The organism is Pseudenemella bisphenolivorans, assembly GCF_051133435.1.
In the GTDB taxonomy this organism is placed as follows: Bacteria; Actinomycetota; Actinomycetes; order Propionibacteriales; family Propionibacteriaceae; genus JAAYAO01.
The window spans coordinates 692,614-705,981 of the sequence record NZ_JBPGNY010000001.1 but is presented as its reverse complement, the minus strand read 5'-3'; the positions used below and the strand labels follow the sequence as shown (position 1 = coordinate 705,981).

The following is a 13,368-nucleotide window of genomic DNA, read 5'->3' as shown; positions in this document are numbered from 1 at the left end:
CTCAGGCGAGCGCGTCGCGAATCGGGACGAGTTTGGCCTGGGTTTCGGCGAGTTCTTTGGCGGGGTCGGAGTCGGCGACGATGCCGCAGCCGGCGTAGGCCCACAGCTCGTGTCGGTCGGGGCTGAGCCGACCGCAGCGCAGCGCGATCGCCCACTCACCGTCGCCGCGGCTGTCCAGCCAGCCGACCGGGCCGGCGTAACGGCCACGATCGAGTTGCTCCACCTCGGCGATCACGGCCCGGGCCCGATCGGTGGGGGTGCCGCAGACCGCGGCGGAGGGGTGCAGGGCTTCGGCCAGCGCCAGTGAGGTCGACCCGGGTTTGGCCACGGCGGTGACGTCGGTGGCCAGGTGCGAGACATTCGGCAACTCGAGTACATACGGCGAATCCGGCACGTTCATGCCCGAACAATGCGGTGCCAGGGCCTGGGCCACCGAGGCGACCGCGTACTCGTGTTCGATCAGGTCCTTGCTGGAGTCGGCCAATGCGGCCGCGATGGCCTCACCGTCCTGACCGTCGGAACGCCAGATCGTGCCGGCCAGCACCCGTGAGGTGGCCAGCCCACCTTCGCGGCGCACCAACATCTCGGGGCTGGCACCGATCATGTCGTCGACCTGAAAGGCCCAGGTGGACGAGTAGGTCTGCACCAGCGAACGCAACAGCCACCGCGGGTCGATCGGGCCCGGAGCACTGGCGATCAACTCACGGGCGAGCACCACCTTGTCGATATCGCTGGTGCGCAACCGCTGGATCACCCGGGAGACCACGCCCTCCCACTGCGGGCCGGACAGCTCCCCGTCCGACCAGCTCACTTCGCCGGCGAACTGCGGCTCCCCACCGGGTGCGGGCAGGCGCGGGTCGGCGATCGCCGCCTCGTCACCGATCAAGGTCAGCCAACTGCGGCCGTGCATCCGGCCGATCACCAGCGCGGGGACGATCAACACCGACTTCCGGGCGGTATTGGCCGGGTCGAAGGCGAAGGAACCGAAGGCCACCGGGCCACTGCCGAAGACCGCCCCGTTGTCGGTCAGCTCATCGGTGTGGCTCAGCCCGGAGAGGAACTCACGCCAGTGCTCGTCGGCCTCGCCGATCGCCGAGACCTCCCAGCGAGCGACCTCGCCGATCGCCACCAGCCCGTCGCCACGCCGAATCCAACTCTGCGCGGGGCTGCCGGAATCGGGGGCGGGGAGGTACTGCAACAGTTCACCGGGGTCGGCGATCTCGACGGTGCGGGCAAACAAGGTCACCGGGTGAGCCTAGCGAGGGTTGCCCATTACCCCCGCATTGCCCGCGTTGGTATCACGGTTGAATAACGCAACGGCCAGCTATCGTTATTGCTCAAAACAAACCAAGCCTGACTACTGGAAACGCTGATTTGGTCGAATGTGACCACCCGGGTCTTTGGGCTTAGACTGACCGATGTCTGTCCCATGGTTGGACGCGCTTCCGAGTTGATTCAGGAGTATTCATGTCGCACGCCCCGCGCGGTGAAGCCTCGCAGGCGGAACCCGAGGCGGCACTGGCCGATTCTTCGACCGATGGCACCGTCGAAGCCGATGTTGTCGTTGTCGGCGCCGGACCCGGCGGCTCGGCCACCGCGGCACACCTGGCCCGACACGGACTGAGCGTGGCACTGCTGGAGAAGACCCAGTTTCCCCGCGAGAAGGTCTGCGGCGACGGCCTGACCCCCCGTGCCACCCGGCAACTGGTGCGACTGGGCATCGACACCTCCCAGGCCAACGGCTGGAAGCACATCACCGGCCTGCGGGTTTACGGCTACAACCAGCGCCCCTTCGAACTGCCCTGGCCCGAACTGCGCGACTTCCCCGACTACGGCCTGGTGCGCGCCCGCGCCGACTTCGACGACATGCTCGCCCAGCACGCGGTCAAGCACGGCGCCCGGCTGTTCCAGCAGACCAACGTCACCGCGCCGATCATCGACGAACGCACCGACCGCATCGTCGGAGTGCGGAGCAAGGACGGACGCGAGTTCCGCGCCCCGATGGTGGTGGCCGCCGACGGCAACTCCTCGCGGCTGGCGATCGCGATGGGCCTGAACAAGGACGAGAAGCGTCCGATGGGTGTGGCAGTGCGCACCTACTTCACCTCGCCGCGCACCGATGAGGACTACCTCGAATCCTTCCTGGAACTGTGGGACGGCAAGCCGGGGGAGTCGAACCTGCTGCCGGGCTATGGCTGGATGTTCCCGATGGGCGACGGCACCGCCAACGTCGGCCTCGGTGTGCTGAATACCTCGAAGGCCTTCGGCAAGTCCGACTACCGCCAGATGATGCGCTCCTGGCTGGCGAACACCCCCGAGGAATGGGGCTTCCGCGAAGAGAACATGACCGGCCCGATCCGCGGCGCCGCGCTGCCGATGGGCTTCAACCGCAAGCCGCACTACCACCGCGGCCTGCTGCTGGTCGGTGACTCCGGCGGCATGGTCAGCCCGTTCAACGGCGAAGGCATCGCCTACGCGATCGAGGCCGGCGAATACGCCGCCGCCGCGATGGCCGACGCGCACAACCGTGGGGTCGGCACCAAGCAGGCCGAACTGGCCCTGCAGGCCTACCCGGCCGAACTGCGCGCCGCCTTCGGTGGCTACCAGCGGCTGGGCCACATCTTCGTGAAGCTGATCGGTAATCCCACGATCATGAAGATCTGCACCAAGTACGGGCTGCCGCGCACGACCCTGATGAAGTTCGTGATGAAGCTGCTCGCTAACCTGACAGACGCCCATGAAGGCGACGCCATGGATCGCATCATCAACGCGCTGTCGCGAATGGCCCCGTCGGCATGACCGCAACGGATAAGAGGAGGAACGGGTGAACGTCTACGTACCACTCGTGGCGATGATGGTGCTGGCCGCGGTTTTCGCCGGCGTAGCACTGTTGAGCAAGCACGTCGGTCCGGCGCGGTACAACCGCACCAAGTACGACTCCTACGAGTGCGGCATCCAGCCCACTCCGCAGCCGGCCGGCGGCGGTCGCTTTCCGGTCAAGTACTACATCACCGCGATGATGTTCATCATCTTCGACCTGGAGATCGTGTTCATGTTCCCGTGGGCGGTGTACCTCGATCAGTTGGGCACCTTCGCGCTGGTGAACATGGTGATCTTCGTGGCGCTGATCTTCATCGCCTACATCTACGAGTGGCGGCGCGGCGGTCTGGACTGGGACTGATCGGGGAACCGGCCAACCGCACAACCAACGAACGCGAGGATATGACATGGGTATCGAGGAGAAACTCCCGTCGGGCATCGCCCTCACCACGGTGGAGGCGCTCTTCGGCTGGATGCGGCAGGCATCCTTCTGGCCGGTGACCTTCGGCCTGGCCTGCTGTGCGATCGAGATGATGACCTTCGGTGCGACCCCCTTCGACGCCGGACGATGGGGCCAGGAAGTGTTCCGGGCCTCGCCGCGGCAGGCCGACGTGATGATCGTCGCCGGCCGGGTGAGCCAGAAGTTCGCCCCGGTGGTGCGTCAGGTCTACGACCAGATGCCGAACCCGAAGTACGTGCTGTCGATGGGCGTGTGCGCCAGCTCCGGCGGCATGTTCAACAACTACGCGCTGGTGCAGGGCGTCGACCACATCGTGCCGGTCGACATCTACCTGCCCGGCTGCCCGCCGCGTCCGGAAATGTTGATCGACGCGATGTTCAAGCTGAAGAAGATGGTGCTGACCGCGCCGATCGGTGTGAACAACGAAGCCGCGATCGAGGCTGCCGAGGCCTTCCAATTGGACGCCCCGGCCACCCATGAGCAGAAGGGGCTGCTGCGATGACCGAACAGCAACCGGGCACCGAGGTCGAAGCAACCGAATCGACCCCCACCGAGCGCACCGTCCTGGACGTGCGCCACGGCATGTTCCACGGCTCCGGCTCCTCCGACACCTCCGGTTACGGCCGGATGACGTGGTTCGTCGAGATGCCGGCCCCCAGCCAGCAGCCCTACGGCGGCTACTTCGACGAGGTCGCCCACCGGCTGGTCGAACTGCTGCCGGCACCTGACGAGGCGATCTCGCACGTGGTGGTGCACCGCGGTGAAATCACCTTCTTCATCAACCGGGAACACCTCGTCGAGGTCTGCCGCACCCTGCGCGACGACCCGCTGTTGCGCTTCGAGATGTGCCGCTCGATCTCCGGGGTGCACTACCCGACCCACACCGACAACGAGTTGCACGTGGTCTACCAACTGCTGTCGATGACCCACAACCGCTCCATCCGGTTGGAAACCACCGCCCCCGACGCCAACCCGCACGTCCCGTCGGTGGTGTCGGTGTACCCGACCGCCGATTGGCACGAGCGCGAAACCTGGGACATGTTCGGGGTGATCTTCGACGACCACCCGGCGCTGACCCGCATCCTGATGCCGGACGACTGGCCCGGCCACCCGCAGCGCAAGGACTACCCCTTGGGCGGTATCCCCGTCGAGTACAAGGGCGCGACCATCGCCCCGGTTGAGCAGCGGAGGAACTACAACTCATGAGCGCGACCTTCCACGACGACACCTTCGACGACACCCAGGCCGCCGAGCCGTCCTTCGTCGACCCCTACGCCCCCGGTGAAGAAGCCGAGGGCCCGGTCTACACCGCGATCGGGGCCGACTGGGACGAGATCGCGACCGCCCAGGCCGAACGCGGCGACGAGCGGATCGTGGTGAACATGGGCCCGCAGCACCCGTCCACCCACGGCGTGATGCGCTTCGTGCTCGAACTGGACGGTGAGACCGTCACCTCGATGCGCGTCGGTATCGGCTTCCTGCACACCGGCATCGAGAAGTCGATGGAGTACCGCACCTGGACCCAGGGCACCACCTTCTGCACCCGGATGGACTACCTGACCCCGCTGTTCCAGGAAGCCACCTACGTGCTCGGTGTGGAGCGCCTGCTCGGTATCGAGGACCAGATTCCCACCCGGGCCAACGACATCCGGGTGCTGCTGATGGAACTCAACCGGGTCTCCAGCCACATGGTCTGCATCGGCACCGCCGGCAACGAGCTGGGCGCCACCACGGTGATGACCTCGGCCTTCCGGGAACGCGAAATGATCCTGGACATGCTGGAGATGATCACCGGCCTGCGGATGAACCACGCTTACTTCCGACCCGGTGGGGTGGCCCAGGATCTGCCCGAGGGGGCGATCGACAAACTGCACGAACTGATCACGTGGCTCGACAAGCACATTCCCGAACTCGAGAAGCTGTGCACCGCGAACCCGACCTTCCGGGCCCGGCTGGTCGACGTCGCCCACATGGACGCCTCCCTGGCGATCTCGCTGGGGGTCACCGGCCCGCCGCTCAAGGCCGCCGGCATCGACTGGGACCTCCGCAAGACCCAGCCGTACTGCGGGTACGAGACCTACGACTTCGAATCGGTCGCGGTCGAGGGGGACGACGCCTTCGCCCGCTACCTGGTGCGGATCGCCGAACTGCACGAGTCGATGAAGATCATCAAGCAGGCCGTCGCCCGCCTGGAGGCCTCCGAGGGCGAGCCGGTGATGGTGGCCGACCCGAAGATCGCCTGGCCGGCCCAGTTGTCGGTCGGCTCGGACGGTCAGGGCAACTCCAATGAGCACATCCGCCACATCATGGGGCAGTCGATGGAGTCGCTGATCCACCACTTCAAGATCGTCACCGAAGGCTTCCGGGTACCCCCGGGCCAGGCCTACGTACCGGTGGAGAGCCCCAAGGGCGAACTCGGTGCGCACGTGGTCTCCGACGGTGGCACCCGTCCGTTCCGGGCGCATTTCCGCGACCCCAGTTTTGTGAACCTGCAGGCTCTGCCGGCGATGAGCGAGGGCTCGATGCTCTCCGACGTGATCGTCGCCGGTGCCAGCCTCGATCCGGTGATGGGAGGTGTTGACCGGTGAGCGGATTCGAAACCCATTTCGCCAACTCCGGTGGCGTCGACTTCTCCGGCGACCACGAGCCTTTGCCGGTTGAGACGATGAACGAGCTGGCCGAGTTGGCGGCGCGCTACCCGCAGTCGCGCTCGGCCCTGCTGCCGATGCTGCACCTGGTGCAGTCGGTGCAGGGACGGATCACCCCGGCCGGGATCGAAGCCTGCGCCGACACCCTCGGCATCACTGCCGCCGAGGTCAACGGGGTGGCGACCTTCTACACCATGTTCAAGCGCCAGCCGGTCGGCAAGCACCACATCGGGGTGTGCGTCACCGCGCTCTGCGCGATCATGGGCGGCGACGCGATCGCCGAGAAGGTCGAGGAATACCTCGGCGTCGGGCACAACGAAACCACCGCCGACGGGGCCTTCACCTACGAGCGGGTCGAATGCAACGCGGCCTGCGACTACGCCCCCGTGGTGATGGTCAACTGGGAGTTCTTCGACACGATGAACCCCGACTCGACCATCGAACTGATCGACAAGCTGCGTGCCGGCGAGGAGGTCGCCTCCACCCGCGGCGCGACCATCACCTCCTGGCGTGAGGCCGAGCGCGTGATCGCCGGCTTCCCCGACGGACGCGTCGACGAGGGCCCCTCGGCCGGCCTGCAGTCCCAGCTCGGGCTGAAACTGGCCAAGCGGCACGGTTGGCAGGCCCCGCCCGCCACGGCCACCGCGCCCCAGAAGGAGGAACAGCAGTGACCGACATGCTCACCCCGGTGCTCTCCGCCAACTGGGACCAGGACCGGTCGTGGACCCTGCCGGTGTACGAACGCAACGGCGGCTACCAGACGATGCGCAAGGCCCTGGCCATGCAGCCGGCCGACATCGTGACCATGGTCAAGGACGCCAACCTGCGCGGACGAGGTGGTGCGGGCTTCCCGACCGGCATGAAGTGGAGCTTCGTGCCGCAGGACAACCCGAACCCGAAGTACCTGGTGGTCAACGCCGACGAGGCCGAGCCGGGTACCTGCAAGGACATCCCGCTGATGATGGCCGATCCGCACCTGCTGATCGAGGGCATGATCATCAGCTCGTTCGCGATCAACTCCAACCACGCCTTCATCTACATTCGCGGTGAGGTGCTCCACGTGATTCGCCGGCTGCAGTCGGCGGTGCGCGAGGCCTACCGGGCCGGCTATCTGGGCAAGAACATCCTGGGCACCGGCTACGACCTCGACATCGTGGTGCACTCCGGCGCCGGGGCCTACATCTGTGGTGAGGAAACCGCGCTGCTCGACTCGCTGGAAGGACGCCGCGGCCAGCCCCGGTTGAAGCCACCGTTCCCGGCGGTGGCGGGTCTGTACGCCAGCCCGACGGTGGTCAACAATGTCGAATCGATCGCCTCGGTGCCGGCCATCGTGCGCAACGGTTCGGCCTGGTTCGCCGCGATGGGCACCGAGAACTCCAAGGGCTTCACGCTGTACTCGCTGTCGGGTCACGTGGCCAACCCCGGCCAGTTCGAGGCCCCGCTGGGCATCACCCTGCGCGAGCTGTTGGACATCTCCGGCGGGATGCGGCACGGCCACGAACTGAAGTTCTGGACCCCGGGCGGTTCGTCGCTGGGCATTCTGACCGCCGAGCACCTCGACGTGCCGATGGACTACGACGGGCTGGCCAAGGCCGGTGCGGCACTGGGCACCAAGGCACTGCAGTTGTTCGACGAGACCACCTCGGTGGTGCGGGCCTGCCTGCGCTGGGTGGAGTTCTACAAGCACGAGTCCTGCGGCAAGTGCACCCCCTGCCGGGAAGGTTCCTGGTGGTTGGTGCAGGTGCTGATGCGGCTGGAGGCCGGTCAGGGTGAGGAAGGTGACATCGAGAAGCTGCTCGATATCTCCGACAACATCGCCGGCCGTTCCTTCTGCGCCCTGGCCGACGGTACGGCCACCATCGTGCAGTCGAGCATCAAGCACTTCCGCGAAGAATTCGAAGCCGGCCTGACCACTCCGGCCTGGGAGCTGTTCCCCTACGCCAAGAGTGCGCTGTGGAACCAGCCGGCCACGTCCACCACGGGAGCGTCCGCATGACAGCCATCGACAAGGGCACCGACAAGTCGGTCGTACCGGCCGAGAAGCAGGTGCAGATCAGCATCGACGACGTCGAGATGAGCGTGCCCGAGGGCACTCTGATCATCCGCGCCGCCGAGGACATCGGCATCCCGATCCCGCGGTTCTGTGACCACCCGCTGCTCGACCCGGCCGGCGCCTGCCGCCAGTGCCTGGTCGACGTGGTCGACGACGGACGCGGCCGGCCGATGCCGAAGCCGCAGGCCTCCTGCACCCTGACCGCGATGCCGGGCATGAAGGTGCGCACCCAGCGCACCTCGCCGGTGGCCGACAAGGCCCAGCACGGCATGATGGAATTCCTGCTGGTCAACCACCCGCTGGACTGCCCGATCTGCGACAAGGGCGGCGAATGCCCGCTGCAGAACCAGGCGATGAGCAACGGCCGGGCCGAGTCGCGGTTCACCGATGTGAAGCGCACCTTCCCCAAGCCGATCCACATCTCGGCCCAGGTGCTGCTCGACCGGGAACGCTGCATCATGTGCCAGCGCTGCACCCGCTTCTCCGAGCAGATCGCCGGTGACCCGTTCATCGATCTGGCCGAGCGCGGCGTCGAACAGCAGGTCGCGATCTACGCCAACGAACCCTTCGAGTCGTACTTCTCGGGCAACACCATCCAGATCTGCCCGGTCGGTGCGCTGACCAGCGAGGCCTACCGCTTCCGCGCCCGCCCCTTCGACCTGGTGTCGGTGCCGTCGGTGTGCGAACACTGCGCCTCGGGTTGTGCGCTGCGGGTCGACTACCGCCGCACCACCGTGATGCGTCGCCTGGCCGGCCCCGATATGGCCGTCAACGAGGAATGGAACTGCGACAAGGGCCGCTTCGCCTTCGTCTCCGGCCGCGCCGACGACCGGGTGCGCCACCCGCTGGTGCGCGAGGACGGGGTGCTGCGCGAAGCTTCCTGGGCCGAAGCCCTGGACGTGGCCGCTCGCGGTCTGGCGCAGGCCGGCTCCGAGGTGGGCGTGCTCACCGGTGGCCGGTTGACCAACGAGAACGCCTACGGCTACGCCAAGTTCGCCCGGGTGGTGCTCGGTACCAACGACATCGACTTCCGGGCCCGGCCGACCAGCCTGGAGGAATCGGCCTTCCTGGCCACCCACGTGGCCGCCAAGCCGATGGACGTGACCTACGAAGACCTGGAGAACGCCTCCAGCGTGCTGCTGGTCAACTTCGAGCCGGAGGAAGAATCCCCGATCGTCTTCCTGCGCCTGCGCAAGGCCTGGCGCAAGAAGAAGCTCAAGGTCTGGACCGTCGCCCCCTTCCTGTCGGCCGGCGCGGAGAAGATGGGCGCCACCCTGGTGCGCACCGTCCCCGGCACCGCCGCCAAGGTGCTCGCCGAAATGGAGGACGTCCATGTCGACGCCGACACCGTGATCATGGTGGGGGAGCGGGCCCTGGAGGATCCCGGCGCGCTGACCGAGGTCACCGCATTGGCCGGACGCACCGGTGCCCGGGTGGCCTGGGTGCCGCGCCGCGCCGGTGAGCGGGGCTCCCTGGACGCCGGCTGCCTGCCGAACCTGCTGCCCGGTGGCCGTCCGGTCGCCGACGCGGGGGCTCGGGTGGACGCCGGTGCGGTCTGGGAGGTGCCGAACCTGCCGGCCGAACCGGGCCGCGACAGCGAACAGATTCTGGTTGCCGCCGCCGAGGGCAAACTCAAGGCGCTGGTGGTGGCCGGGGTCGAGTTGGCCGACCTGGCCGACCCGGCCGGCGCCCGCACCGCCCTGGAGAACACCGACTTCGTGGTCAGCTTCGAAACGCGCTTCAGCGAAGCCGCCGCCCGGGCCGATGTGGTCTTCCCGGTCGCCCTGGTCGAGGAGCAGGCCGGCAGCTTCACCAACTGGGAGGGACGTCACCGTCCGTTCAAGGCGGTGCTGCCCGGCAAGACCGTGATGACCGACCTGCGCGCGCTGGCCGCGTTGGCCGACGCCCTGGGCAAGGACCTGGGTGTGCGCACCACCAAGCAGGCCGCCGCCGAACTGGCCGAGTTCAGCGGCTGGACCGGTGAACGGGTCGATGGCCCGGCCGCCGACCCGGTGCCCGACACCAACGGGATGGTGCTGGCCAGTTGGCGGATGCTGATCGACGACTCGCGCGGCAACGACGGTGAGGTCGCCCTGCTGGCGACCGGTCGCCGTCCGGTGGTGCGGGTCGGTTACGAAACCGCCGAACGTCTCGGCGTCACCGACGGCGACCGGGTGCGGGTCAGCACCGCAGCCGGCGCGGTGGTCATGCCGGTGGCGATCACCCCGGGCATGGCCGAGGACGTCGTCTGGCTGCCGCGCAGCAGCGCCGGCCAACGACTGGCCGAGGATCTCGGCGCGGTCGGCGGCGCACCGGTTGACGTGACGAAGTCGGCCGAGGAGTCGAACACCGCAGGAGGTGTGGCATGAACGACGGAATCAACGATCTGTCCCTGTTCGGCACCGACCCGATCTGGTTGGTGCTGATCAAGGTCGTCGTGCTGTTCGCGGTGCTGATGCTGCTGACGATCCTGAACGTGTGGATCGAGCGACGGCTGCTCGGCCGGATGCAGCAGCGGAAGGGACCCACCTTCAACGGTCCCTTCGGGCTCCTGCAGGCACTGGCCGACGGCATGAAGCTGATGTTCAAGGAGGACTTCGCTCCGAAGAACGTCGACAAGTTCATCTACAGCCTGGCGCCCTTCGTGATGGCGGTGGCCGCCCTGTCGACCTTCGCGGTGATTCCGCTGGGTGGCGAGGTGACCATGTTCGGCCACCAGACCCGGCTGCAACTGGTCGACTCCCCGGTGGCGGTGCTTCTCATGCTGGCGCTCACCTCGATCGGTATTTACGGCGTGGTGCTCGGCGGTTGGGCCGCGAACTCGACCTACTCGCTGCTCGGTGGCCTGCGCTCCAGCGCCCAGTTGATCTCCTACGAGATCGCGATGGGTCTGGCCCTGGTGTCGGTGTTCCTCTACGCCGGTTCGATGTCGACCTCCCAGATCGTGGAGCGACAGAACCAGGTGCAGACGGTCGACCTGTTCGGCTTCACCGTCCCGCTGCCCAGTTGGTACGCGATCGTGCTGATCCCGTCCTTCGTGATCTACGTGATCTCGATCTTCGGTGAGACCAACCGGCAGCCCTTCGACATGCCCGAATCCGAGGGTGAACTCGGCTCCGGCTACATGACCGAGTACTCCGGCTTCCGGTACGCGCTGTACTTCCTGGCCGAGTACATCAACATGCTGCTGGTGTCCTGCCTGGCCGCCACCTTGTTCCTCGGCGGATACAAGGCACCGCTGCCGTTCAACCTGATTCCGTTCGTCGGCACCAACCCGTGGTTCGGCCCGGTGTGGCTGCTGATGAAGGCTTACCTGTTCATGTTCCTGTTCATGTGGGTGCGGGCCTCGCTGCCGCGGGTGCGGTACGACCAACTGATGCACCTGGGCTGGAAGGTACTGATTCCGGTCGGCGTGGTCTGGACGATGCTGGTCGCGACCTTCCGGGTCGGCTCGGCCGAGGGCTGGCTGACCAGCCCCATCTTCCTGGGCATTGCCGGTGTGCTGGTGGTCGCGGTGATCGTGCTCGGCTTCATGCCGGAGCGCAAGCCCGAGGACGAACCCGAACCGGAGTTCGACGCCTGGGCCGGGGGATTCCCCGTCCCGCCACCGCCGGGGGTCACCCTGCCGGAACTGGCACAGGTCGTGCGAGGCGATTCCACGATCGCAGGTGAGGCCGACGAAGAACCGGCATCGATCAATGAGGGGGCTGATTCCTGATGGGTTTCTGGGATCCGGTTGCGGGCTTCGGGGTGACCTTCGCCACGATCTTCCGCAAGACCTTCACCAAGGGCTACCCCGAAAAGGGCAAGCCCGCGCAGATCCAGCCGCGTTTCCACGGCCGGCACCAGCTCAACCGCTGGCCCGACGGTCTGGAGAAGTGCGTCGGCTGCGAACTGTGCGCCTGGGCCTGCCCGGCCGACGCGATCTACGTCGAGGGTGCCGAGAACACCGAGGACGACCGTTACTCACCCGGTGAGCGTTACGGCCGCGTCTACCAGATCAACTACCTGCGCTGCATCCTGTGCGGGTTGTGCATCGAGGCCTGCCCGACCCGGGCGTTGACCATGACGAACCTGTTCGAACTGGCCGACACCTCCCGGGAGAAGCTGATCTACGAGAAGCAGGATCTGCTGGCCCCGCTGCTGCCCGGCATGGAGCAGCCGCCGCATCCGCGACGCCTGGGCGATACCGAGCAGGAGTACTTCCTCGGTCTGCCCGCCGACGGCGAACCAGACAACCGCACCGCCCCCGCCGGTGGCGCGGATGGAAAGGACCACCGATGATCGCCATGGTCACCGCCTCCCAGGTGGCGTTCTGGATCCTGGCCCCCGTGATGGTGCTGCTGGGCATCGGCCTGGTCAGCCTGCGCAAGCCGGTGCACTCGGCCCTGTGCATGGTCGGCATCATGATCTCGCTCGGCGTGCTGTACGGCGTGCAGGAAGCCCCCTTCCTGTTCGTGGTGCAGATCATCGTCTACACCGGCGCGATCATGATGTTGTTCCTGTTCGTGGTGATGATGATCGGCGTCGACTCCACCGATTCGTTCATCGAAACGATCCGCGGGCAGCGCGTGCTGGCCGTGATCACCGCCGTGGCGATGGGTGCGCTGCTGATCTTCACCATCGGCAATGCGGTCACCGGTGAACCGGCGGTGCTGGCCGAGGGCGCCAACGCCGCCCACACCAACAACCCGCGCGGCCTGGCCGCCCTGTTGTTCAACGACTACGTGGTTGTCTTCCAGGCCACCGCGGCCCTGCTGATTATCGCCACCGTCGGTGCGATGGTGCTGGCCCACCGCGAACGCCTGAAGCCGAAGATGACCCAGAAGGACCTGGCCGCAGCCCGGATGCAGGCCTACGCCACCGACGGCGTCCACCCCGGTGGTCGTCCGAACCCCGGTGTGTTCGCCCGGCACAACGGCATCGACGCCCCGGCCCTGCTGCCCGACGGCTCGATCTCGGAACTGTCGGTGTCGGAAACCCTGCGCGACCGCGGCGTCATGCTCGACGGGGAACAGCTCGCCGCTGCCACCCCGAAGACGCTCGCGGCGATCACCGATGGTGAGGATGACGACGAATGAACCCGAATTACTACCTGGTGCTGGCCGGGCTGCTGTTCGCGATCGGCGCCCTCGGCTTCATGGTGCGCCGCAACGCGATCATCGCCTTCATGAGCGTCGAGCTGATGCTGAACGCGTGCAACCTCGTGTTGGTCACGTTCTCGAAGTACTACGGCATCCTCGACGGTCAGGTCGGCGCACTGTTCGTGATGGTCGTGGCCGCCTGTGAAGTGGTGGTCGGCCTGGCAATCATCGTCGCCATTTTCCGTACCAGACGCTCGGCCTCGGTCGACGACGTGAACCTGTTGAAGTTCTGAGGTGCCTGAG

13 protein-coding genes are annotated in these 13,368 nt (G+C 66.8%); 12 read left to right on the top strand and 1 reads right to left on the bottom strand.

Annotated features, from left to right (window positions below):
* Position 1: 1 nt before the first annotated feature.
* Entirely contained in the window at positions 2–1,246 is a 1,245-nt protein-coding gene (locus ACR4XW_RS03415; protein ID WP_434759100.1) for an isochorismate synthase, read from the bottom strand.
* 221 nt (positions 1,247–1,467) lie between these two features.
* On the opposite strand from ACR4XW_RS03415, the gene ACR4XW_RS03410 reads away from it, so the two are divergent.
* Genes ACR4XW_RS03410 through nuoK form a run of 12 tightly spaced genes read left to right on the top strand, consistent with a single transcriptional unit; the run spans position 1,468 to position 13,358 of the window.
* Entirely contained in the window at positions 1,468–2,799 is a 1,332-nt protein-coding gene (locus ACR4XW_RS03410) for a geranylgeranyl reductase family protein (protein WP_434759099.1), read from the top strand.
* 25 nt (positions 2,800–2,824) lie between these two features.
* Positions 2,825–3,181, top strand: coding sequence for an NADH-quinone oxidoreductase subunit A (locus ACR4XW_RS03405; RefSeq protein ID WP_434759098.1), 357 nt, complete (start codon positions 2,825–2,827; stop codon positions 3,179–3,181).
* A gap of 46 nt (positions 3,182–3,227) precedes the next feature.
* Positions 3,228–3,782 carry a NuoB/complex I 20 kDa subunit family protein gene (locus ACR4XW_RS03400; RefSeq protein WP_434759097.1) on the top strand — a complete coding sequence of 185 codons (555 nt, stop codon included), beginning with the start codon at positions 3,228–3,230 and terminating at the stop codon, positions 3,780–3,782.
* Positions 3,779–4,486, top strand: coding sequence for an NADH-quinone oxidoreductase subunit C (locus ACR4XW_RS03395; RefSeq protein WP_434759096.1), 708 nt, complete (start codon positions 3,779–3,781; stop codon positions 4,484–4,486). The genes ACR4XW_RS03400 and ACR4XW_RS03395 overlap by 4 nt, the downstream gene beginning before the upstream one ends.
* A complete protein-coding gene (locus ACR4XW_RS03390; protein ID WP_434759095.1) occupies positions 4,483–5,868 on the top strand; it encodes an NADH-quinone oxidoreductase subunit D in 1,386 nt (461 codons plus the stop codon). The genes ACR4XW_RS03395 and ACR4XW_RS03390 overlap by 4 nt, the downstream gene beginning before the upstream one ends.
* A complete protein-coding gene (nuoE, locus tag ACR4XW_RS03385) occupies positions 5,865–6,599 on the top strand; it encodes an NADH-quinone oxidoreductase subunit NuoE (RefSeq protein WP_434759094.1) in 735 nt (244 codons plus the stop codon). The genes ACR4XW_RS03390 and nuoE overlap by 4 nt, the downstream gene beginning before the upstream one ends.
* Entirely contained in the window at positions 6,596–7,924 is a 1,329-nt protein-coding gene (gene nuoF / locus ACR4XW_RS03380; RefSeq protein ID WP_434759093.1) for an NADH-quinone oxidoreductase subunit NuoF, read from the top strand. The genes nuoE and nuoF overlap by 4 nt, the downstream gene beginning before the upstream one ends.
* Positions 7,921–10,350: an NADH-quinone oxidoreductase subunit G gene (locus ACR4XW_RS03375; RefSeq protein ID WP_434759092.1), complete on the top strand. Its 2,430-nt coding sequence runs from the start codon at positions 7,921–7,923 to the stop codon at positions 10,348–10,350. The genes nuoF and ACR4XW_RS03375 overlap by 4 nt, the downstream gene beginning before the upstream one ends.
* Positions 10,347–11,699 (top strand): NADH-quinone oxidoreductase subunit NuoH, encoded by a 1,353-nt coding sequence (gene nuoH, locus ACR4XW_RS03370; protein WP_434759091.1) that lies wholly within the window; start codon positions 10,347–10,349, stop codon positions 11,697–11,699. The genes ACR4XW_RS03375 and nuoH overlap by 4 nt, the downstream gene beginning before the upstream one ends.
* Positions 11,699–12,265, top strand: a complete 567-nt coding sequence (gene nuoI, locus ACR4XW_RS03365; protein WP_434759090.1) for an NADH-quinone oxidoreductase subunit NuoI — start codon at positions 11,699–11,701, stop codon at positions 12,263–12,265. Before nuoH ends, nuoI begins: the two co-directional genes overlap by 1 nt.
* Positions 12,262–13,062 carry an NADH-quinone oxidoreductase subunit J gene (locus ACR4XW_RS03360; protein ID WP_434759089.1) on the top strand — a complete coding sequence of 267 codons (801 nt, stop codon included), beginning with the start codon at positions 12,262–12,264 and terminating at the stop codon, positions 13,060–13,062. The genes nuoI and ACR4XW_RS03360 overlap by 4 nt, the downstream gene beginning before the upstream one ends.
* The gene (nuoK, locus tag ACR4XW_RS03355) at positions 13,059–13,358 is read left to right on the top strand and encodes an NADH-quinone oxidoreductase subunit NuoK (RefSeq protein WP_434759088.1); all 300 of its coding nucleotides are present in this window, start codon (positions 13,059–13,061) and stop codon (positions 13,356–13,358) included. Before ACR4XW_RS03360 ends, nuoK begins: the two co-directional genes overlap by 4 nt.
* Positions 13,359–13,368: the final 10 nt, after the last annotated feature.